At 37.8% G+C, this 23,298-nt stretch carries 22 protein-coding genes and 1 pseudogene; 15 read left to right on the plus strand and 8 right to left on the minus strand.

Annotated features, from left to right (window positions below; all coding sequences use genetic code 11):
* Positions 1-532: 532 nt before the first annotated feature.
* From ACFINO_RS03505 to ACFINO_RS03535, 7 genes and pseudogenes are all read right to left on the minus strand, one after another.
* A complete protein-coding gene (locus ACFINO_RS03505) occupies positions 533-2,521 on the minus strand; it encodes a MacB family efflux pump subunit (protein WP_375655060.1) in 1,989 nt (662 codons plus the stop codon).
* A 3-nt stretch (positions 2,522-2,524) separates the two neighbouring features.
* Positions 2,525-3,751, minus strand: coding sequence for an efflux RND transporter periplasmic adaptor subunit (locus tag ACFINO_RS03510; RefSeq protein ID WP_375633471.1), 1,227 nt, complete (start codon positions 3,749-3,751; stop codon positions 2,525-2,527).
* Complete coding sequence (locus ACFINO_RS03515) at positions 3,748-5,229, minus strand: efflux transporter outer membrane subunit (RefSeq protein WP_375655061.1); 1,482 nt, start codon at positions 5,227-5,229, stop codon at positions 3,748-3,750. The genes ACFINO_RS03510 and ACFINO_RS03515 overlap by 4 nt, the downstream gene beginning before the upstream one ends.
* Positions 5,230-5,290: 61 nt before the next feature.
* Positions 5,291-6,106, minus strand: coding sequence for an exodeoxyribonuclease III (locus ACFINO_RS03520; protein WP_375617894.1), 816 nt, complete (start codon positions 6,104-6,106; stop codon positions 5,291-5,293).
* 33 nt (positions 6,107-6,139) lie between these two features.
* Positions 6,140-6,748, minus strand: a complete 609-nt coding sequence (locus ACFINO_RS03525; protein ID WP_375633473.1) for an outer membrane lipoprotein carrier protein LolA — start codon at positions 6,746-6,748, stop codon at positions 6,140-6,142.
* 121 nt (positions 6,749-6,869) lie between these two features.
* Positions 6,870-7,133, minus strand: a pseudogene (locus tag ACFINO_RS03530) (DNA translocase FtsK); the annotation flags it as partial.
* A gap of 706 nt (positions 7,134-7,839) precedes the next feature.
* The gene (locus tag ACFINO_RS03535; protein ID WP_375655062.1) at positions 7,840-10,281 is read right to left on the minus strand and encodes a DNA translocase FtsK 4TM domain-containing protein; all 2,442 of its coding nucleotides are present in this window, start codon (positions 10,279-10,281) and stop codon (positions 7,840-7,842) included.
* Between the two features lie 736 nt (positions 10,282-11,017).
* On the opposite strand from ACFINO_RS03535, the gene ACFINO_RS03540 reads away from it, so the two are divergent.
* Entirely contained in the window at positions 11,018-12,295 is a 1,278-nt protein-coding gene (locus tag ACFINO_RS03540) for a ubiquinone biosynthesis hydroxylase (RefSeq protein ID WP_375633475.1), read from the plus strand.
* A 1,581-nt stretch (positions 12,296-13,876) separates the two neighbouring features.
* Here the strand turns inward: ACFINO_RS03540 and ACFINO_RS03545 are convergent.
* Complete coding sequence (locus ACFINO_RS03545; protein ID WP_015857007.1) at positions 13,877-14,164, minus strand: H-NS family nucleoid-associated regulatory protein; 288 nt, start codon at positions 14,162-14,164, stop codon at positions 13,877-13,879.
* A 128-nt stretch (positions 14,165-14,292) separates the two neighbouring features.
* Between ACFINO_RS03545 and ACFINO_RS03550 the strand changes: the two genes are divergently transcribed.
* From ACFINO_RS03550 to ACFINO_RS03615, 14 genes are all read left to right on the plus strand, one after another.
* Positions 14,293-14,907, plus strand: a complete 615-nt coding sequence (locus ACFINO_RS03550) for a hypothetical protein (protein ID WP_375655063.1) — start codon at positions 14,293-14,295, stop codon at positions 14,905-14,907.
* Positions 14,907-15,530 carry a TrwN protein gene (locus ACFINO_RS03555; RefSeq protein ID WP_375655064.1) on the plus strand — a complete coding sequence of 208 codons (624 nt, stop codon included), beginning with the start codon at positions 14,907-14,909 and terminating at the stop codon, positions 15,528-15,530. Before ACFINO_RS03550 ends, ACFINO_RS03555 begins: the two co-directional genes overlap by 1 nt.
* Before the next feature lie 124 nt (positions 15,531-15,654).
* Positions 15,655-15,954 (plus strand): KorA family transcriptional regulator, encoded by a 300-nt coding sequence (gene korA / locus ACFINO_RS03560; RefSeq protein ID WP_375613158.1) that lies wholly within the window; start codon positions 15,655-15,657, stop codon positions 15,952-15,954.
* On the plus strand, positions 15,917-16,240 hold the full coding sequence (gene trwL, locus ACFINO_RS03565; RefSeq protein WP_375620008.1) for a VirB2 family type IV secretion system major pilin TrwL: 324 nt from the start codon (positions 15,917-15,919) through the stop codon (positions 16,238-16,240). The genes korA and trwL (ACFINO_RS03565) overlap by 38 nt, the downstream gene beginning before the upstream one ends.
* Before the next feature lie 113 nt (positions 16,241-16,353).
* Positions 16,354-16,674: a VirB2 family type IV secretion system major pilin TrwL gene (trwL, locus tag ACFINO_RS03570; RefSeq protein ID WP_375636529.1), complete on the plus strand. Its 321-nt coding sequence runs from the start codon at positions 16,354-16,356 to the stop codon at positions 16,672-16,674.
* A 113-nt stretch (positions 16,675-16,787) separates the two neighbouring features.
* Complete coding sequence (trwL, locus tag ACFINO_RS03575; protein ID WP_375655065.1) at positions 16,788-17,102, plus strand: VirB2 family type IV secretion system major pilin TrwL; 315 nt, start codon at positions 16,788-16,790, stop codon at positions 17,100-17,102.
* Positions 17,103-17,232: 130 nt separating this feature from the next.
* The gene (trwL, locus tag ACFINO_RS03580; protein WP_375633481.1) at positions 17,233-17,550 is read left to right on the plus strand and encodes a VirB2 family type IV secretion system major pilin TrwL; all 318 of its coding nucleotides are present in this window, start codon (positions 17,233-17,235) and stop codon (positions 17,548-17,550) included.
* A 33-nt stretch (positions 17,551-17,583) separates the two neighbouring features.
* Complete coding sequence (trwL, locus tag ACFINO_RS03585) at positions 17,584-17,898, plus strand: VirB2 family type IV secretion system major pilin TrwL (protein WP_375655066.1); 315 nt, start codon at positions 17,584-17,586, stop codon at positions 17,896-17,898.
* A gap of 130 nt (positions 17,899-18,028) precedes the next feature.
* The gene (gene trwL, locus ACFINO_RS03590; protein ID WP_375633483.1) at positions 18,029-18,346 is read left to right on the plus strand and encodes a VirB2 family type IV secretion system major pilin TrwL; all 318 of its coding nucleotides are present in this window, start codon (positions 18,029-18,031) and stop codon (positions 18,344-18,346) included.
* Between the two features lie 123 nt (positions 18,347-18,469).
* Entirely contained in the window at positions 18,470-18,778 is a 309-nt protein-coding gene (locus tag ACFINO_RS03595) for a conjugal transfer protein (RefSeq protein WP_375633484.1), read from the plus strand.
* A gap of 12 nt (positions 18,779-18,790) precedes the next feature.
* Complete coding sequence (locus tag ACFINO_RS03600; protein ID WP_375655067.1) at positions 18,791-19,099, plus strand: type IV secretion system protein VirB3; 309 nt, start codon at positions 18,791-18,793, stop codon at positions 19,097-19,099.
* Positions 19,100-19,101: 2 nt separating this feature from the next.
* Positions 19,102-21,573, plus strand: a complete 2,472-nt coding sequence (locus ACFINO_RS03605) for a VirB4 family type IV secretion/conjugal transfer ATPase (protein ID WP_375655068.1) — start codon at positions 19,102-19,104, stop codon at positions 21,571-21,573.
* Positions 21,570-22,337, plus strand: coding sequence for a type IV secretion system protein (locus ACFINO_RS03610; protein ID WP_375655069.1), 768 nt, complete (start codon positions 21,570-21,572; stop codon positions 22,335-22,337). The genes ACFINO_RS03605 and ACFINO_RS03610 overlap by 4 nt, the downstream gene beginning before the upstream one ends.
* 188 nt (positions 22,338-22,525) lie before the next feature.
* The coding region (locus ACFINO_RS03615; protein WP_375655070.1) for a type IV secretion system protein at positions 22,526-23,298 on the plus strand (773 nt) is incomplete at its 3' end.

Below are 23,298 nucleotides of genomic sequence, written 5' to 3' on the forward strand. Positions count from 1 at the left end.
TACCAGTTCATTTTTTTGGAAGAACGGAGGTTTAAGCTGTTTTTGGCATCAACCTTCTTTTTTGTTCTTTTGTTTGTTAGCAGATATACTATTCACTACCCCGCCTCTTTTTAAATTAAATCTTAAGAATCGTCGCGCAATATATTTCATTTGTCCTCCTCTTCATATCTCAGAAGACGAAGATTTTTAACAAAATTCAGTCTGCAAGCAATCTCATTCTAACGGGTTCCATTTAACTTCTCCTTAATAGGATTTACTTCCATAAGACTTGACAAGAAAGATTTAAAAATATTCATCATGCATTCTCAAAACATTTAATGCCTCAAGAAGGCTTATATGCCTACCACATCTCACATGATGTGGTGCGCTATAAGAAACGTTCACCTCTAGTGGTACGCTCCACTTAACGAACAAAGCGTTTTCTAAAATAGAGCAGCAAATAATGCTAAACTTTTCCCATTCATGTTTTGCTTCATAAACGCTTCATCCAAGTGGAAAGCATCACGAACAAACATGCCCAAATTGATAAAGTCTAATCGCGTGAAAGAGCGACAACAGGGTCAAGCCGTGAAGCTTGCCGCGCTGGAGAAAAGCCAAAACATATTCCTATGAGGGTTGAAAAAGTAAGAGACATAATGATCGATTCAATGGTATAGATAAGATGGATAGGTGCCTTAAACAGAAGGAACAAGCCACCGATAGAAAGCCCAAGCAAGATCCCCAAACCACCACCAATGACACAAACCAACACCGCTTCAATGAGAAACTGCTGCAAAATATCACTTTGGCGTGCACCAACTGCCATACGCACACCAATTTCATTGATCCGCTCAGAAACGGTGACCAGCATAATATTCATCACCCCAATACCACCTACAATCAGGGAAATCGCTGCAATTGAAGAAATTAAAAGTGTTAAGATATGTGTACTCTCCATGATACGTTCACGAAAGAATTCTGAATTTCTAATGAAAAAATCTTCTCCACCATGCCGCATAATGAGAAAACGTTTCACCATGTTTTCCGCTAAATGTGAATCGACATCATCAGCAATCCTAACAGTAATTGCACGAACTTCTGTTGTACCAAGAAAACGCGTTTGCACTGTTGTATAGGGCAAATAAAGCTGTAATGTATTTGATGTGTTTCCATTTGCGTGATTTTGCGAATCAACAACACCAATAATACGCGCTGGAACATTACCCACATGCACCACTTTGCCAAGAGGGCTTTCATGGCTATGGGGAAAAAGAACAGACAATGCTTCTTTTTCAATCACGAGATCAACCGCCCGATCATGCACACTTTTTTGATCAAAAAACTGTCCTTTGAAAACTTTAAGCCCCTGTGTCTGAAAGAATTGTTCTCCCACCCCCACAATGACAGCATTGACTTCAACTGCACCAAAACGCACTTTTGAGCTTGTTGAAATCTGAGGTGTTACACCAGAAACATAAGGTAACCCAGACAAGGCTTCTGCATCAGCTTCAACCAAACTGGTTATTTTTTCTGCTTGTGGATCAGAAAAACTTTTGCCAGGAAAAATGGTTAATGTATTAGCACCCAAACTTTTAAAATTTTCCAGAATTTTCTCTCGTGTACCATTCCCTAAAGCCACCATAGCAATAATCGCCCCAATACCGATAATCACCCCAAGCATTGTTAGAAAAGTCCGCATGCGATGTGCATTCATTGCCAACAGAGCCATCACAAACGCCTCACGGAATCGCTCAACAAAAGAACGAAAAAAGCCCAGTTTTTGTTGGCCTTTTAGATTTTGTTGTTCCTGAAGAGATTTTCTACCAACTTTTGTTTTTGCAACCCTTGACCGCTTATCAGCAATAATTTCCCCATCACTGATTTCGATAATACGCTCTGCTCTTTCAGCCACCTGCATATCATGGGTTACAATGATAATAGTACGTCCCTCTTGATGAAGTTCATCCAAAATATGCAATACTTCTTGCCCACTCTTTTTGTCCAATGCACCAGTTGGTTCATCTGCAAGAATGACCTCCGCATTATTCATGAGCGCCCGAGCAATAGAAACACGTTGTTGCTGACCACCGGACAGCTGATTTGGACGATGATTTATCCGATCACCCATGCCCAAACGTGTTAAAAGATCCTGTGCCCGCTGTTTCCTTGCTTCCACGGCACTTCCCGCATAAATAGCCGGAATTTCAACATTACCAAGAGCTGTCAATTCATTCAACAAATGGTAACGCTGAAAAATAAAACCAAAATGATTACGTCGCAAAGCCGACAATTCATCCGCAGAAAGGGAAGCTATTTCTTTACCAGAGATCCAATAACGGCCAGAAGTTGGACGATCAAGACAGCCTAAAATATTCATCAAGGTAGATTTACCTGAACCGGAAGCACCTACAATTGCCACCATTTCACCACGTTTAATGGTAAGATTGATGTTTTTCAAAACGGTAACAAACGCTTCGCCCGCAGGAAATTTGCGCACAATATTTTCCAAGACGAAGACAGTATCTGCTTGATTTGTGCTCATGCTTTAACTCTCGTCTTCGCTATGCATGTTAGAAGACTCGGGCATCACTCCATCAGACGAACTGGTGACGACGACATCACCCTCGTTAAGTCCTGAAATAATCTCTGCCATAACCTTATTATTCAACCCAACGCTCACCTGTTTAGTAACCAACTTATTTTCCCCCACCAAAACAGAAACCCATGCTTTACGCTCTCTTGTCTCATCGCGTAAAGCATTACTTGGAACCAACAAGACATTCTGTGCGCGCCCTAAGATAATATGAACTTGAGCAGTCATATAGGTTCGCAAAAAATTGTCCGCATTATCAACATGTAGAATTCCGTTATAATAAATAGCCGATGAGATTAAAGCACTAGAACCACTCACCATACCAGGATTAATACTCACATCAGCACGAATTGTTTCAGGAGCCGGCTCTACTTTTTCTAAAACGCCTTCATAACGACGCTGTGAATTACCTAGAACTGTAAAATAAAGTGGTTGTCCAGCTCGGACTTTAAGAACATCTGCTTCTGAGATTTGCGCCTTGATCGTCATCTTTGATAAATCACCCAAAATAACAATTGTTGGCGCCGACTGAACCGCATTCACATTCTGCCCTTCTTCCACAACTGTTGCCAAAACCGTTCCCGCTGAAGGGGCAGTGATGCGTGTATAACCTAAATTAACCTCTGCACTCTCCACATCAATTTGTGCTTGCACAATCTGCTGACGAAGTTGTTCAATTTGCGCCTCGCGTATTTTCACCTGTGTCGTAGCCTCATCGAGGTTCGCACGTGAAACCGCACGTGTTTCAATCATTTTTTTCTGACGCTCTAAATTTTTCTGTGCAAGAGAAAGATAGGCTTCTTGTTCTACCAAACTCGCATAATAATGCGATAATGCTGCTTTTTTTCTTTTTAAATCATTTTCCTGATCTGTAGGATCAATTTCTGCTAAGAGATCGCCTTCTTTCACAACACTCCCAGGGGAAACATGCATTGACACCACACGCCCTGTTGCTCGCGCACCAACTGCCACCAACCGGTAAGGACGTACAAGACCAGAAGCTAAAACACTTTCCTCAATATCCCCACGCTTCACCACCGCTGTTATATAAGTTGGAGTAGATGTTCCAAAAAAAACAGAACGCAACCATAAAAACAAGAGAATGAGAAATATAGCAGTTAAAAAGAAGGAAAGTTTTTTGTGTTTTGTAATGAAATTTTTGAGTAAGTTTTTTTTCATTTCCCTACCTTTGCACGCGAACGAGGTGCACCATCAACGACTTCCGGACATGATACATCAACAACGCCATCCCAGCCCCCCCCCAATGCTTTCATCAACGTGATATATTGTGTAACCAAAGAAACACGGCTATCTTTAAGTGCCATTTGTGCAGAATAATAAGAGCGATCAGCATTTAACAATTCAAGAAAACTGGTATTTCCATTCTCAAAAAGACTCCGTGAAAGTTTTAAGGAATGAAGAGAAGCTTTATTCGCAATGATTAGCTTTTCTAAGCGTTGATGTTCTTTAGTTAATCTTACCAACGCATTTTCTACATCTTCTAAAGCTCCCAAAACAGCAGCCCGATAAGTAATAAAAGCTTGATCACGCTGTGCACGCGCGACAGCAATAGAAGCCTCAACCTGACCTCCATTAAAAAAAGGAAAACGCAGACCAGGTCCAAAAGACCAGCCAATCGTTGAATTTTTCCATAACTGATCTATCGCCGTTGCGGCTGTCGAAATATTACCTGTTAAAGTAAGTGATGGATAGCGATCTGCTTCACGTTGACCAATCCGCGCTGTCGCTTGCGCATATTGACGCTCTGCCCGTCGTAAATCCGGACGTGTTAACAAAATATCAGCTGGAATTCCTGCTGGTATCGGCCAGCGCGGTTGTGGAATCTTTGCATACTTAGCATTTTTTTGTAAAAGAGCCTTCAATGCCGTAGGCACACGACCAATTAAGACAGAAAGGCGATGAACGCTCATTGCTAAATTCGCTTCCATCTGTGATATATCTGCTTCTGTATTTGCCATTTGTGCTTGCGCATTTGAAACATCGAGCTCAGAAACATCACCAGCTGTTAATCTAGCACGCATCAATTCATAGGTTTTACGTTGTGATACAGCAATTTGACGCACAATCAACAATTTCTGTTGCCAACCACGCATTTGTACATAATTTGTTGCCACATCTCCTAGCAATGTCACCATGGTAGCACGCATATCTTCCACAGCCGCATCAAGACCATAACGCGCTGCTTCAACCGCTCGTTTATGCCCACCAAAAAAATCAAGCTCCCAGCTTGCATCAAAACCACTACGGTATTGGTTTAACAATGCATCAGACTGTGCAGAATGACTACGGGTTCCTGAAATTGAATTGGACACATTTGGCAAAAGAGTTCCCACAACCTGTCCTAAACTCGCACGCGCCTCACGTACCCGAGCTTTGGCAACAGCAACATTATTATTTCCAGAAATCGCATAATCCATTAATGCATCTAGAACAGGGTCATTCAAACGCCGCCACCATCCGGCAAGCGCAACTGGCTGTCCAGCAGTCTGTGCAGATTTTTCTCCCCAAACTGCTGGAACACGAAAAGATGTTTTCTGGTAATTGGGACCAACCATACATCCTGACAAAAGCAACCACAACAAGACAATAGAAAGTAATCCACGAGAAGCGCCCCTTTTGAGATTTCTGATATACATCTAGTCTCCCGCATTCTTTCAGAATCATTATTTAATATTAATACTTTATTTACCTCTTATTTCAAACTTGACGTGAAAAATCAAATACAGTTTGCACAGGAATATGATCTGAAGGGCGTTCCCATCCGCGCGCATCACGAAAAATCGAAAGATCTACAACAAAAGGTGCTAAATCAGGAGAAGACCAAACATGATCAAGCCGCCGCCCATAATCGGTAAATGCCCAATCGCGTGCACGATAACTCCACCATGTATAAAGCTTGGTAGGAGCAGGAATATGCAACCGCATCAGATCAACCCATCCACCTTGACAACACAAATCCTGTAAACGCTCGGTTTCAATAGGAGTATGGCTTACAACCTTCAACAATTGCTGATGAGACCAAACATCCTCTGCCAAAGGAGCAATATTTAAATCGCCCACCAAAAGAGAAGAAAGACCATCTCCTTGATCCGCACGTATGGAAGACATTTCTTCTAAAAAATCAAGCTTATGACGAAATTTTTCATTCACATCAGCATCTGGAATATCTCCCCCAGCAGGAACATAAAAATTATGAATCCGCAAGCTTCTCCCATGGGCTTCCACAATAACTGAGATATAGCGACAATCTTGGTTTTGGCAAAAAAAACGCTTTTCTACCTTTTTAAAAGGCAAACGAGAAACAATAGCCACCCCGTTATAAGATTTTTGTCCACTCAATGCGATATGCTTATAACCCGCTGCTTCAAAAGCCTCCACTGGAAATAAAGCATCTGGACATTTTGTTTCCTGTAGACACAAAACATCTACGGAAAAGAGATCCAAATACTGAAAAACCTGTGCAAGACGCAAACGAATAGAATTAATATTCCAAGTTGCAATACGAAAGAACATTTGTTTTAATCCCAATGACGTAACACTCTTTCTTCATTTCTTCGAAGGAAGTGTGAACATCCCATTAGCGAACCGGACGTCTGTCCGCACATTCATAATCTGCACAGTAGTTTCCAAATTTTGTTGGTCAACAATTGTCCACTGTCGCAAAGCAGAGCCTTTAGAATCAAAAACCATCCTTATTTGCCCTGCCCCAATCGTTTTATCATGCAGAACAATCGTTACAGCCCCTGGATCTTCGCGAAATGCGAACAAGCGCCCAGAAGATACATCAATTTTATCATCCAACAAAAATTTCATTGGCGTTTGCGAAAGTTGTGAAAAGTTCCAAGTATTCAAAGCCCGATTGTTAATACCTACAAATTGGCCATCTGAAATAATCTGTAAAGGCATTTTTTTGTAAATGAAACGAATTTTCCCTGGGCGCTCTAAATAAAATGTCCCCTGAGACATTTTTCCCTTTGGACTAAACTGAATAAAATCACCTGTCATTGTTTTGATTGCCGCAAAGTGATTCACAACATTTTGCGCCTTTATCACTTTATTAGATGCTTGCGAAAAAACAGGAACAGTTAAACACCAAAAGATAATAATTCCCACCAACCCAAAGACTCTTCTTTGCGGTAAAAAAGACGTTTTCATAAAAAATGCTCCCAAGCAATACTTAATTGACTTTATAATTCATAACTTAAGTGATCAACGACGAATAAATACCCTTCTTTATAAGATAAAGATATTGTTTGAAAAAAATATCAAAAGATTTTTAAAAGTATTCTTCTTCGACAATCTCCAACACTTTTCGCTTACCCATATCATTAGCTGGACTAATGATGCCTTCTTCTTCTATCCTTTCGATCAATGTGGCGGCACGGTTATAACCAATGCCTAAACGACATTGAATATAAAAAGTTGAAGCCTTACGATCACGAAGCATAATAGCAACAGCTTGACAATAGGAATCATCTGCTAAAGAAAAAGCTAAAGAAACATCCTTTTTTATTTTTTGCGGTATCGTTTCCAAATAATCAGTCTGCGTTTAAGTTTCCGAAAGCATCCAAATTTCCTGCTTTTCTAAACGCATAATATATTCTTTTCCACCCCTAATCTATGAAGCAACATAAATTATAGTCAAGACATAATGGATTAAGGACTAAACATATTACTCGCAAACCTGAAAGCTCTTTTAAGTATCAAAAATACTTTTTTGACTTCCTTCTCACCCAAAAGAATAAAAATTTTCACCACAACCGCTCTGTAAACAGTTTGGAGTTTAGCAAATTTCACTTAGCTTCCCACCCCATATAATTCATTTATATTAAGACTCGACAGATCAGCCTTGCCCTAAATATTTAGAGCGCACTTAAAAAGACACTTAAATATCAAGTCTTACATGCTTTTACACCCCTACATTCGCAATAACATTATTTTATACCAAGATATTGATTTATAATAATTTATCTTTTTAACTTAAATCATAACGCCAAATACAATAAGATTCTTTCATCACATACTCTCTCATATTGAATTAACTCAAATCATTTGCTTGCACATTACAAGCAAGGTTGGTGTGTGGATAAAAGTTATATAAGATAAAGAATCCCCTTATAAAGAGTTCCAAGTGCCAAGGAGCTATCGCAAATCGAGAACTGGTGTATGAAAATGCAGACTTTCTACGATACAGTAAACAAACACTTGTTTTATAAGATATTATAAAAAACAACTATAAAGATTTTTCAAAAGCGCTCTTCTTCAGCAGGCACTAAAATTTCTCGTTTCCCTGCGTGATTTGCTGGACTAATGATACCTTCTTCTTCCATCCTCTCAATCAGTGTCGCAGCACGATTATAACCAATGCCTAAACGGCGTTGAATATAAGAAGTCGAAGCCTTACGATCACGAAGCACAATAGCAACAGCTTGACTATAGGGATCATCTTCTGAAGGAGAAGCCAAAGAAACATCAGCACCATCCTCTTCAACTTCTTGCGTAATTGTTTCCAAATAATCAGGTCGTGCTTGCGCTTTGAGATGCGCAACAACCTGCTCCACTTCATCATCCGCAACAAAAGGACCATGCACACGTTGAATACGTCCTCCTCCCATCATAAAGAGCATATCTCCTTGTCCCAATAATTGCTCGGCCCCCTGTTCACCTAAAATTGTTCGGCTATCAATTTTTGAACTCACAGAAAAAGAAATACGTGTAGGAAAATTGGCTTTGATCGTCCCAGTAATAACATCGACGGAAGGACGCTGTGTCGCCATAATCACGTGGATACCGGCAGCACGTGCCATTTGTGCCAAGCGTTGAACCGCGCCTTCAATGTCTTTACCAGCAACCATCATCAAATCAGCCATTTCATCAATAATGACAACAATATAGGGCATAGGACTAAAATCAAGTGTTTCCGTTTCATAAAGAGGCTCACCGGTCTCGCGATCAAATCCAACTTGAATTGTCCGCACCATTGTCTCTCCCTGACTTGCAGCTTCCCTAAGACGTGCATTAAACCCATCAATATTACGAACGCCTAGTTTTGACATTTTACTATAGCGTTCTTCCATTTCACGAACAGCCCACTTTAAAGCAATCACGGCTTTTTTAGGATCTGTCACCACGGGTGTTAATAAATGGGGAATGCCATCATAAACCGAAAGCTCAAGCATTTTCGGGTCCACCATAATGAGACGACATTGTTCAGGTGTCATACGATAAAGCAATGATAAAATCATTGTATTGATAGCAACAGACTTTCCCGATCCTGTTGTACCAGCAACCAAAAGATGGGGCATTTTTGCTAAATCTGCAACAACAGCTTCCCCCCCGATTGTCTTACCCAAAGCAAGTCCTAGCTTGGCTTTGCTGTCAATAAATTCTTGCGCCTGCAACATTTCTCGTAAATAAACCATCTCACGCTTTGCATTAGGCAATTCTATTCCAATAACATTACGTCCTGGAACCACCGCAACACGCGCCGAAATCGCACGCATCGAGCGTGCAATATCATCTGCCAAACCAATGATACGGGAAGACTTAATGCCTGCAGCCGGTTCAAATTCATACAAAGTTACCACCGGTCCAGGACAAGCATCTATAATTTTTCCTTTGACCCCAAAATCTAACAAAACCCCTTCAAGCTCCTGAGAATTTGCTCTTAAAATAGCAGGAGAAAGTTTTGCATCCTTAACAGACGGTGGTGGAACCGAAAGATAATCTACAAGAGGAAGAACAAAACCACCCTTTGAAGAAGCTGTTAAAGACTTTCGATTTTTAACAGGAGAAATATAGGCTTTATTTTGATTTTCCTCACACTTTACTTTTTCACCTAAAAAAGTTGGCTCAATCCGATCAAATGGCTTTCCTTGCCCTTTACTCTGAAAACGCCTTTTGAAACAGAATAAACGAAAAAAACGCGCTTGAAAAAAATAAAAAAGATGCAAAAGAGCGCCACAAGTTGTCGCAAAAAAACCATGATTTTCACGATCCTCCTCTGCGGCATATTCCGTATCTTCTTCCAACTCAAAGACTGGATTAACGATTTCGTCTTTGGGAATGCTTTTTTCTTTTCTTTTCTTTGTTCGACGCCGCCATATCACATTACCAGCAAAAGCAGCGGTGAAAAAACCTAAAAGAATAAAAACAACACTGAAAAACACCGTGTAAGGAGGAGAAAGAAAAAGAGGAAAGACTGAAGAAGCAACACTTAAAACTTTATCTCCTAAAACCCCTCCCAATCCCATTGGCAATGGCCAATAAGTAAAAGAAGCAACAGGTGACATAAGGGCAAAAGCAATTAAAAAACAAATCGTTGATAGAATCCATAAAAAAAAGCGCAAAGTCAAATTGTAGATATTCTTTTGCGCCAACAAGAGAAAAGACCAAAATAACGGTGGCAACAAAACAGAAAGACTTGCCAAGCCAAAAAACTGCATAATAAAATCTGAAAAAATTGCCCCCATCCACCCCATAAGGTTTGTAACCTCATTTGTACTTGCATGGGTTAAAGATGGATCCTCAACATTCCACGTCGCCAAAGCAAACACACAAAAAATAATAAAGCCCAAAAGCCCAAGCCCAATAAATACCCCTATCTGACGTAAAAACATCTCAATAAGACGCGAACCTTGAGAATTTCGCACTTCTAATGAATCATAAGGAGAAGAACTTCGGTGCATCTATCAATTCCAAATACAAAACTTTCATATTTTAAAGAGTTATAACTCCCTCTCTCTCTTAAAAAAGGATGAAGCTTAAAACTCTGTACCGATCTGTAAACAAATAGCCTGTAAACAATCCGACGTCTTATCTAGCGCGTTCTACCTTCTAACCACTTCATATCACTCATATATCACCACCCTAAGAGACTATCCTTCATAAGACACACAAAAAGCTCTCCCAAGATATTTATCACACGATCAACCAAAAAACACCTCATGTGTTAAAATGTCACATGGGTCCTATAGGCACCTTCCTAAACAAATAATATTTTTTATGCTACATCATGATAACGGCAAAATATGAATACTGTTTTAACCATCACGAATGACAACAATTTTTTATCTATCATACTAACTAAATATCCCCCTTCAGAACAGGCATACTGAAGTAACTCACACAACTTAAAAAATACACGACCATCTTTGTTTATTTTTAGTTTTCTTTTTTATCAACCAAGTGTAAAAAGAATTGAAGAGGAATATTCAAAAAAGCTTATCCGATAAATCTGTAAGATGAATCACATAAATGATTAAGCAGAAAAACTCTGAAAAACCAATCCGTCATCAGATTGGCGCCAAAAAGAAACCTCGTTCTTGTAAAGCAGAGAGAAAAGTAAAAGTTAAGATATTTTAGGCAATGTAAAAAGATATTCTTTTTAAAAGAAAGCAAACTATAAACAATGGAAGAAGTATTGTGTGTTCTAATCGCAATAAAAACGTACAACCCAATAAAAAAATTAAATCTCATAAAACTAAACAATGTGATCTGCTCATTGCAGGGGGGGCAGCTGTCGGTTTAACCCTAGCGACAGCACTCAAGCAAACAGCCCCTAATCTGAAAATAAAAATCGTTGATGCTGCTCCACAAGGAGATACCCCTGCTTCTAACATACGAACCATTGCCCTTGCTGCTGCTTCTATTCGTATGTTAAAACAATTACAATGTTGGGAATCTATAAAACCCTATGCGCAACCCATTCATTCAATGATCATCACAGATACAAGCACAAATGATCCTGTCAAACCCACTCTTTTAACCTTTGAAGGCGACATTAATCCCGGCGAGCCCTTTGCTGCTATGGTAGAGCATAGAGAACTCATCAACACTTTAAAAAAACGTGTCAAAGATCTCAATATCCCTGTTATTACAAACACCCGTGTCATTGATTTTCATCAAGAAGACCAACATACAACCGTTACTTTAAATAATGAAGAGGTTTGGCAAACAAAATTGCTTATTGCAGCTGACGGAGCCCATTCGAAATTACGCCAAAAAGCAGATCTTAAAAACTTTTCTCATCCCTATAAACAAACAGCAATCATCTGCACAGTTGAACATGAAAAACCCCATAATGGTCAAGCAATTCAACATTTTTTACCTGCCGGTCCTTTTGCTCTTCTCCCTCTCAAAGGCAACCGATCCGCCATTGTGTGGAATGAAGATCATAAAACTGCGCAATATTATCTCAAAGCTGATGCACTTATTTTTGAAACAGAACTCGAAAGACGCATTGGCCATCGATTAGGCAAACTCTCTTGGGATGGCGAACGTCAAGCTTTTCCTTTGAGTCTTTCTTTAACACGTCAATGCGTTAAACCACGTTTTGCTCTCGTTGGCGATGCCGCCCATACCATCCACCCCATTGCAGGACAAGGACTCAATTTAGGATTACGCGATAGCGCTGCCCTCGCTGAAGTGATTATTGAAACAGCACGACTAGGTCTTGACATTGGCTCCCTCACGGCTTTAGAGCGCTATCAAAGCTGGAGACGTTTTGAAATTGTCCGTATGGCTTTAAGCAATGATTGGCTTAATAAACTCTTTTCTAATGATAGCCTTCTTTTACGGATGCTCCGCGATACCGGACTTGGAATCATTAATCAAGCACCAAAAATAAAAAAATACTTCATTCAAGAAGCTGCCGGACTCTCTCCAAATGCCCCACGTCTTCTACACGGCTTCCCACTTTAAGCAAAAATTCATACTATTTCACTTTTTTTACAACCTTTGCCTTCCTCCTTCAAAGAACAAAAAATTCCTATCTCATCCAATCTGTTTACAAACCGGATTCCTGTCGAGTAATTTTTTTTGACTTCCTCCTCCCATATTTCACTTAACATAAAACTCGACAAGCAAGCTACATTCTAAGAATATTCACCATGCACTGAAAAAACGTTTAATGTCTCAAAGAGGTTACCTTATATCACCACACCTTAAAAGAAGCCATTTCACGGCATAACAAAATAAACAAGACTTTTTAGCACACAACACTTTATTTACAATAATAAGTTCATTGTTCTCATATTGAGTGAGAAATCTAAAGATCATAAAATACCCTTATTTCAAATCTCTCTCACGTTGAAGCAATCAAAATCATTCGCTTGTACATCACAAGTGAGAGTGTCGTATAAATAAAAACAATTAAACAAAGCAACAAAAAGTCTCCCCCTCTCAAGAACTAAGGACTTTAGCAACATTGTAGGCGAGTAAAGTATATAATGACGCCGGCTTATACTTTTTATTGAAGTACAAATGGTGGTGTACAATGGATTTTATATGCTCATAGGGACTTTTACGTTATACTATTCACGAAAAGCGCTATAAAATAAGCTTAGTTGCATTGAAAAATTTTTCTTTTAAAAAAGCGCGTAAATTGGAAACATAAATGTATTCCGTTTGGGGCATTCTGCTTCTCAGACAAACTCTTTAACTTATTGTGGAATACCACACGACTTTAGAAAAAATATTCCAATATATAACAAAGTGTTCCGTACTCTATACCATCACACACAATTGTAAACCTGCATATCACCCCCTATTTCACACCATAAAAGAAGATAAACTGCAATAGAAATGATCCAATCCTTTTATTTTCAAATACGCTCTTTATTCATTATTCATAAACGCTCATAAATGAATTTTAATCACAAACGCTCAGAAATATGTCATAAATTCTATAAAACCCATAACAGCCATAGAAATTTTCCATTTTTCTATATACTCACTCATCTCAACTAAACGAACGATAAATAAAGTAAATGCCTCGTATATAATCTTACAGAAAAAAGACCAAACAAAACCTATAACATCAGGCTTGTTCTACAGAACAGTATTTCAAAAATATAAGTATGCTAATTTATTAACATATTAATTGATAAAATTATCATTTTACATATTAAGTTAAAATCCCTATGCAATAAATTATTCTCATTTCGACCATTTTTGTAAATAATCAATAAAACTCTTTATTTACATAGACTAAAAAGAGCACCGTTAATGAAACGATAAAAAGAAGTAAAATATCCCCCTCTCTCAAATGCCAAAAGCAATTACAATATTCCAATCTGGCATCATCATTATGCTTGCCAGATTATAACAACAAGACCTTTTGCATTTAAATAAACTTTTTCACGCTCCCTATCATTGTATTTGGTAACTCAATACTTTAATATATTCGTTCAGTATATTTATACAATTAAATTACCCAAAAGAGCATACTTCTTGCATTTACATTCCTTGGTATTCCCTTATCTTGTAAAGATCGCACACGTGTTACGTTACTTCGAGTTCATCAAGTGTATACCCATTCTCCAACCACTCTTTAATCCACTTAGGTCTACGTCCACGCCCATTCCATAATTCCCATTGGTTATTGGGATTTCTATAATGGCGCTCTTTGCTCACAAGATCAGCGATATCAATTCCATGGGCATTAGCAATTTCAAGAATTTTTCGTCGCGCATTTTGCTTTTCCTTTGCTTGCCGTTTTTTTAATTCCACATCGATTTGTGTACGCATCTCTTGTAGTTCATCAAAATTCATATTTTTGAGATCATTCACCTTAATTACTCCCCTTGCAAAAAAGAATTTCTTTTTGCCATATTTTAAACACAATTATAGACAATTTTTGTCCATTTATTATCGAAATTAAAATTACGATACATATATCACTTTGACGGAGATGTGCTTTGAGCCACAAAGAACTGTTTATTGGTATATCAATTACCGCCACTGCATCTTTTTTCAGCTCAATCGCTGGAACTGCTAAATGCAGTGCTCAAACACCATCACACCTCTCTGACTCTCATGAATCAGTAGTCAAAAGTAAATATAAATCGTCACTCTATAAGTTATGGCAATACGCAACAAAGAACAAGCCCTCTCTGTATATTGATGGTGTAGTTCATTATGACAAGAAAACCTCCCCTCATACACAACGGCTTTTTACTTCGTATAAATTTTTTTTGAAAAGATTTTTGCAACTAGAGAATTATATAAAACAAGCAGCTTCAATACAGTATCAAAGATTATTATTTTTTAAAAGCAGCGCCTTTCTTCGTGATTCCAATAATATTGGTTGGCGTAATGTACTATATTTTATTCCACACTTTTATCTTGTTGGTTGGATATTCGCATATATTAGAAATATTCTTAGAAGAGAACAAAGCAATAATCACAAGGAATATTCTAAGCTAAACAATCTCATTCTACAAATTTATAAAATCAAAAGACAACGAGAAAAAGCACAACACAGAATTAGCATTTGTATTAATAAAATTCTTCATAATAAGGTGTATTGCTAATGATTGTTCCAGATTTCACATTTTTTGCTGCTGCATACATATCCAATATGCCTCCCATGACATTTTCAGTTGTTGCCGAACAAGAAACGCGGGACAATGTCTATGTAACAGATGATAAAGATAACTTGTTCTATCAATCATCTCAGTTTAAAGAAACAATCGCAACAGCTAAACAGAGTGAACATAATTTTAACATAATTTTAGGGCAAATTAATGTTGTAAATGTGAAATTGTTTTCTCTTTTGGATGCGTTTGATTTTTGCAGAAATATTACAGCTGTACAAAGCGCTTTAACTTACTGCTATGAACAAACAACATCAAAGTGCATCTTTGAAAAAGCGACTTTGCAGTCTGTGCTGAATTTTTACAATACAGAAAACTCAAACCACACCCGTATGCAAAAAATTACTTCATATATTGGAGTAAAAGCTGCTGTACGAGGAAATGAAGACTTGCAGGAGCCTGTAAAGCTTAAAAAAGAAGAACCAGAACAGACAACTAAAGTAGATTCTCTTCCTCTCTCTTCAAAAGGAGAGGAAGATGCATTTACACATAAAGAAAGTAGCGCCCACGATGCTTTTTCAGCTGAAGATTTTTCTTCATCGAGAAAATCGCTAGAGTGATGATTGATATTTTCACGAAAACCCAGAATTTTGATAGGATATTATAATGAAAGGTAGATAAGAAAATGTTAAAGCTCTAATTAGTAAGATTGAAAAAAATCTCTTCTAATTGAGGGCAAAGATAATGAAAATGATAGAACAAAACAGCGTTGATATGGCATTTAGTCAAAAAGCAGCACGTGAGATTACAGTCGTGATGCTTTCAGAAAGGGAATGGTATTTCACGTTTATTTCCGATGATCCAATCACCGGAAAACCAAATAAATATACGTTACTTACACAAAGAGGAAAACTAAGAACTTGGGCTGATCCAAAATATCTTTTTAAGTTTCTTCATGAACGAGGGGTCATTTGTGGGAGTTTTAATCTTAATCAGGATAAAGAACATGAAACAATTAAATATTCTTCACACAACAGCTCGTAATAAAATTGCTGCATTTTCTGCAGCTTTAACCGTATTTTTTACGGCACATCCCATATGCGCTCAAGCACAAGTTTTGGGCAAGGCAAAGACAGCTTTAGATGCCCTGAAAACAGATCTTATTGGACACATTATCCCTGTTGCTGCTGCCGTTATACTTTTATGCCTAGCAATTGGTTATGCAGGGCGCTATATCGGAAAAGATACATTCGTACGCTGGGCAATCGGGGTCGTTATCGCTGGTTCAGCAGCTGAGCTTGTCAAAATGCTATTTGGAACAGCTCCATAAATTATATGTAAGTATAATTTTAACAAAATAGATTTTACTTATTAATTTTAGATAAATTAGTAATAATCTCAATGATGTTGAAAATAACGATAAAACTCTTAAGAGAATAGAAAATGAAACAATTAAGTAAATCGAAATCAAAAAATAATCGAATTATTGCATTTTCTGCAGCTTTAACCGTATTTTTTACGGCACATCCCATATGCGCTCAAGCGCAAGTTTTGGGCAAGGCAAAGACAGCTTTAGGTGATCTGAAAACAGATCTTATTGACAATATTATCCCTGTTGCTGCTGCCGTTATCCTCTTGTGCTTAGCAATTGGTTATGCAGGACGCTATATTGAAAAAGAAACATTTGTACGCTGGGCAATTGGTGTTGTCATCGCTGGTTCAGCAGCTCAACTTGTTGGAATGCTATTTGGAACAGCTCCATGAATTATACGTAAGGATAATTTTAACAAAATAGATTTTACTTATTAATTTTAGATAAATTAGTAATAATCTCAATGATGTTGAAAATAACGATAAAACTCTTAAGAGAATAGAAAATGAAACAATTAAGTAAATCGAAATCAAAAAATAATCGAATTATTGCATTTTCTGCAGTTTTAACCGTATCTTTTATGGCACATCCCATATGCACTCAAGCGCAAGTTTTGAACAAAGCAACGACAGCTTTAGGTGCTCTGAAAACAGATCTTATTGACCATATTATCCCTGTTGCCGCTGCTGTTATCCTCTTGTGCTTAGCAATTGGTTATGCAGGACGCTACATCGGAAAGGATACGTTTGTACGCTGGGCAATTGGTGTTGTCATTGCTGGTTCAGCAACTGAACTTGTCTCAATGCTGTTAAAACCGTAATGAATTATACGCAAGTATAATTTTAACAAAATAGGTTTTATTTATCTATTGTAGATACACTGATAATAGTATTATTTAATGTAAAATAATAACACATAGCATTCATAAATGTTTATTGAAAGAATAAAAAATGAGAAAATTAAATAATTTCAAATCACAAAATAACAACAGAATCATAGCAATTTCTGCAGCTATAATAACATTTTTTATGACTCATCCTATATGTGCTCAAGCACAAGTTTTGAGTCCAGCAAACAAGGCTTTAAAAAGTTTACAAGATGATCTTGTTAAATACATTATCCCTGTTGCTGCTGCCGTTATCCTCTTGTGCTTGGCAATTGGTTATGCAGGACGCTACATCGGAAAGGATACGTTTGTACGTTGGGCAATTGGTGTTGTCATTGCTGGTTCAGCAACTGAACTTGTTGGGATGCTGTTTACTAAGTAATAATAAATTTAAATATAATTATTGGTTAAAAAAATGAAGAAATTGAATAATTTAAAGTCAAAAAATAATCGAACCATTCCAGCTTCTGTCGCTATAACCGCGTTTTTTATGACTCATCCTATATATGCTCAAGCACAAGTTTTGAGTCCAGCAAACAAGGCTTTAACAGCTCTACAAAAAGATCTTATTGACCATATTATTCCTGTTGCTGCTGCTGTTATACTTTTGTGCTTAGCAATTGGTTATGCGGGACGCTACATCGGAAAAGATACATTTGTACGATGGGCAATTGGTGTTGTTATCGCAGGCTCAGCAACTCAACTTGTTGGAATGCTGTTTAAAGCATAATGAATTATATATAAGGATAATTTTAACAAAATAGATTTTATTTATCTATCGTATATACACTGATGGTAGTGTTATTTAATGTAAAATAATAACACATAGCATTCATAAATGCTTTCTGAAAGGATAAAAAATGAGAAAATTAAATAATTTCAAATCACAAAATAACAACAGAATCATAGCAATTTCTGCAGCTATAACAACATTTATTACGGCTCATCCTGTACATTCCCAAGCGCAAGTTTTAAAAGCTAAAGATGCTTTAACAGCTCTACAAACAGATCTTACTACCCATATTATTCCTGTTGCTGCTGCTGTTATACTTTTGTGCTTAGCAATTGGTTATGCAGGACGCTACATCGGAAAAGACACTTTTGTACGCTGGGCAATCGGTGTTGTCATCGCTGGTTCAGCAACTCAACTTGTCTCAATGTTGTTTAAAACATCGTAAAGTTAACGATAAATAAAGTTAATAACAAAACGAGTAGTAGCTGTATACCAGTAGTAATATCGCTCATACTACGAAAAAAGGAATATTATTTAGAGCAATTTTAATTAAAAGGGGATAAAAGATATGAAGCAATTAAACACACTTCAGGTAAAAATATATAAGATTAGTGTTATTGTTATCACTTCAGTTATGTTATTAATAACTCAATCTGCATATGCTCAGACGGAAACAAAGAGTTTAGATGTTTTCATAGGGATGCAATATGGATTAAGTATAATTATTCCTATCGTTGCTGCTATCATTCTTTTATTACTTTTGCTTATTTATATATTTCGCATTATCGCAAGAGCTACATTTATGCGATGGGCATTCAGCGTCATTATTGCTGGTGCAGCCTTCTATATTAGCCACATATTATTTCACCTCCAGTGATAAGAGCACCCCATGAAATCAGAAGAAAAAAAAGAATTCCCCCTATTCAAAGGAGCAACACGTGTTCCAACGATTTGGGGTGTACCCATGATGCCATTCATTGTTATGGTTATGGGGGTTGCTGTTATTGCTATGACAGTAAGTATCTTTTTGTGGATTATAGCTCCACCATTATGGTTCATTATGGTGCAAATCACTAAAAACGATGATAAGGCGTTTCGTATCTGGTGGTTATGGATCGATACTAAATTTCGCAATCGCAACAAAGGTTTTTGGGGCGCATCAAGTTATAGTCCCTCTGATTATAGTAAAAGGAGATAAACATGACAGCTGTTGAAAGCAGCAAACGCCTTGCATCAGAGGCACCTGTAAGCCTGTTTCTGCCTTATTCACATCATATTACAGATACGATTATTTCTACTAAAAATGCGGAATATTTGTCAATTTGGAAAATTGACGGGCGTTCGCATCAAAGCGCTTCAGAAGAAGATATTTTTCAATGGGTAAAAGAGCTTAACAATACTCTACGGGGGCTTGCATCGGCCAATTTATCATTTTGGGCACATATTGTGCGTCGCCGTGTTTATGAATATCCTGATTCAACATTTGATCAAATGTTTTGTTATCAGCTTGATGAAAAATATCGACAAAGCTTTACTGGTTATAATTTGATGGTCAATGATTTATATCTGACTGTCATTTTTCAACCGATAGCGGATAAAATTATGTCGTTCTTTTCTAAGCATGAACGTGAAACACTTGATCAAAAAAAGATGCGACAAGACACATGTATCAAAGAACTCAATGATATCAATCGTACTTTAGGTCAATCTTTAAACCGTTACGGTGCAGAACTTCTTGGTGCTTATGAAAAAAGTGGGCATGCTTATTCTTCTGCACTTGAATTCCTTGGAATGCTTGTCAATGGTGAATATCGCCCTATGCCAATTTGCCATGATCGTTTTGCTGACTATATGTCTGTCAATCGACCTTTTTTCTCAAAATGGGGCGCTCTTGGTGAACTGAAAACAACCAGTGGAATGCGTCGATTTGGAATGCTGGAAATTAAAGAATATGATGCAACAACCAAACCAGGACAATTGAATGTTTTGTTGGAAAGTGACTTCGAGTTCGTATTGACGCAGAGCTTTTCAGTTCTCTCCCGACATGCTGCTAAAGATTATTTACAACGGCATCAGCGTAATCTGATTGATGCACGAGATGTGGCAACGAGCCAAATTGAACAAATTGACGAAGCACTAAACCAGCTTATCAGTGGGCATTTTGTCATGGGAGAACATCACTGCACATTGACGATCTATGGTGATACAATTCAACAAGTTCGCGACCATATGGCCAAAGCAAGTGCAGCATTACTAGACGTTGCGGTACTGCCCAAACCTGTAGACTTAGCAATAGAGGCTGGCTATTGGGCACAACTTCCTGGCAATTGGAAATGGAGACCGCGTCCTGCTCCGATTACATCATTGAACTTTTTATCATTTTCATCTTTTCATAATTTTATGTCAGGAAAGCCCACTGGCAACCCATGGGGACCAGCCGTCACAATTCTTAAAACAACCAGTAAAACACCGCTTTATTTCAACTTTCATGCCTCCAAACTTGAAGAGGACTCAACAGATAAACGTTTGCTCGGTAATACCGCACTTATCGGACAATCTGGTTCTGGTAAAACCGTGTTACTTGGCTTTTTGTTAGCACAAGCACAAAAATTTAAGCCGACAACTGTTGTTTTTGATAAAGATCGTGGCATGGAAGTTGCCATTCGAGCGATGGGTGGAAAATATTTAACATTCAAGCCAGGTAGAAAAAGTGGTTTCAATCCTTTCCAACTCCCACCCACACAAGAAAATCTTATTTTTCTGAAACAATTTGTTAAAAAATTGGCAGAAGCTGGTGGTGAAGTCACGCATCACGACGAAGAAGAAATTAACAAAGCCGTTATGTCTGTTATGAGTGCTAACATTGACCGATCACTCCGTCGTTTGTCCTTTCTAATACAGTTTTTACCAAATCCACGTTTAAGTGATTATAATGCTCACCCATCTGTTCATGCTCGCTTACTAAAATGGTGTGAAGGTGGTGATTATGGGTGGTTGTTTGATAATCCCCATGATGCTCTTGATCTCTCAACACATCAAATTTACGGCTTTGATATCACGGAATTCTTAGATAATTTTGAAACTCGCACTCCAGTGATGATGTATTTGCTTTACCGCACAGAAGGCATGATTAGCGGACAGCGATTTATGTATATCTTTGACGAGTTTTGGAAGCCTTTGCAAGATCCGTACTTTGAAGATTTAGCGAAAAATAAACAAAAGACTATCCGTAAACAAAATGGTATTTTTGTTTATGCAACACAAGAGCCTAGCGATGCCTTGGAAAGTAATATTGCCAAAACACTCATTCAACAGTGTGCAACTTACATTTTTCTAGCCAATCCCAAAGCAAATTATGAAGATTATACAAAAGGCTTTAAACTAACAGATGCCGAATTTGAACTCGTTAAAGGACTTGGTGAGTTTAGTCGCCAATTCCTCATTAAGCAGGGTGATCAATCTGCGCTTGCAGAACTGAATCTTGGTAAATTCCATCTGACACGCGATGGAAAAACCATCGAACACGACTTTAGTGACGAGCTCTTGGTGTTATCAGGAACGCCTGATAACGCAGAGTTAGCCGAAAGCATTATCGCAGAAGTTGGTGATGATCCAGCAATATGGTTGCCAATTTTCTTACAGCACGCAAAAAATGACAGGAGGGAAACATGAAAAAAAAGGTCATTTCAATAGTAGTTGTAATAACTTTAGGGATTTCAAACCCAGCGATGGCTTGGGTTTGGGGCGCTGGGGCGGCCGATTTGTCGGCATCCGTTCCAACGACGTGGCCCAATTTTTTTGGAAAGTCATCTTCAAATAGATCAAAGCCTAAAAAAACTCCACAGCAAAAGAAAGCGCCACCTGATGCCCAACTTCTCGATATGCTAAAAAAACACCTTGAGGAAGTAAAAAAGATACACGAGTCTATAACGGGAAGCCAAAAATTCGATACTAAAAAACTTAAAAATGTACAAACAGATCACAGTAGCTTTTTTCTCAAAAATCCAGAGAATCTCTACAATAGAAATAAACCTTCTGCCCTATCTACATCACTTGAAAATATTTTAAAAGAAGAAGAAATTCCTGTCACTATCCATGAATCTAGCAGTTTTATCAACAAGCGCATCCAATATGCAGCCATCACTGATAAAGCCGTAAGTTTAAAAACTTTTCAAGAAGCAAACAATCGTTTTCAGCAAATTGAAGAACTATTAAACGAAATCACGACAACAAAAGATCTAAAAAGTATTGCCGAGTTACAAGCACATATAATTGGAATGCTTGCTATGCTACAAAATGAAACAGCAAAACTACAAATGGTTACACATTTACGCAACGCTGAACATACACTTATCAAACAACAGAAAGATAAGCATAACATAAAAATTTTGAATAGTAAAAACACGAAAATGCCTACCATAAGATTTATTAGGTAAAGCTTTTATAATAACATTTTGTATATTATTTTCCTGTATGCTCGTAAAAAGAAAAAGTTAATGCGTAATACTCAATTCTCTCTCATAGATCGAAAAGGTCTACGAAGTTTCATTTTATCCTTAAAAAATTCAACGAAAAATGCTTAAAAATCATATAAAAAATTGAAAATTCGTTAAAGAGGAATGCCATGAACTTCACTATGTTCACGCAACTTTTCGATAAAATTAACCAGGTAACACAAACATATGTCACGGGTATTTCCTCAAAAGCAATTGCTACAATTACACCTTTCGTTTCAATTGGAATCACGATCGCTTTCATCATCTATGGATGGCTTATCATTCGGGGCGCTATCGATATGCCACTTTCCGGATTCGTAAACCGTTTCCTGCGGATAAGTATTATTACTTCAATAGCTCTTACCACAGGACTTTATCAGAATGAAATTGCCATTTTGATAACACAAATGCCCTATGAGTTATCAAAAGCGCTCATGACAAATCCACTCAATGATACACAGTTAATGAATTTATTGGACAAAGCAGCAACCAAAGGATTCCAATATGCAGGTCGTCTTTTCCAGGAAACCGTCTTCTTCGAGGCCAATGGATTGCTTTACAGCCTCTTAGGTATCCTCATCTTGCTGGCAACAAGTTCCGTCGTGGCAATCGGCGGTGGTCTCGTCATACTGACAAAAATCGCTATTACACTTCTCGTAGGATTGGGCCCTATCTTCATCATTGCCTTACTGTGGCAACCAACCTATCGCTTTTTTCAGCAATGGATAATCCAAGTCGCCAATTATATAATCCTGTTTCTACTCTTAGCAACTGTATTTAATCTGATGATGAATATCTTTGCAAACTATTTGAGCGATATGAAGCTCGATTACAACCAGAATGTAGCATACATGTTTGGAGGAGCTCTCATCTTGTCCATTATATCCATCATGCTGTTACT

Source organism: Bartonella sp. AA83SXKL (assembly GCF_042196965.1).
Lineage (GTDB): Bacteria > Pseudomonadota > Alphaproteobacteria > Rhizobiales > Rhizobiaceae > Bartonella.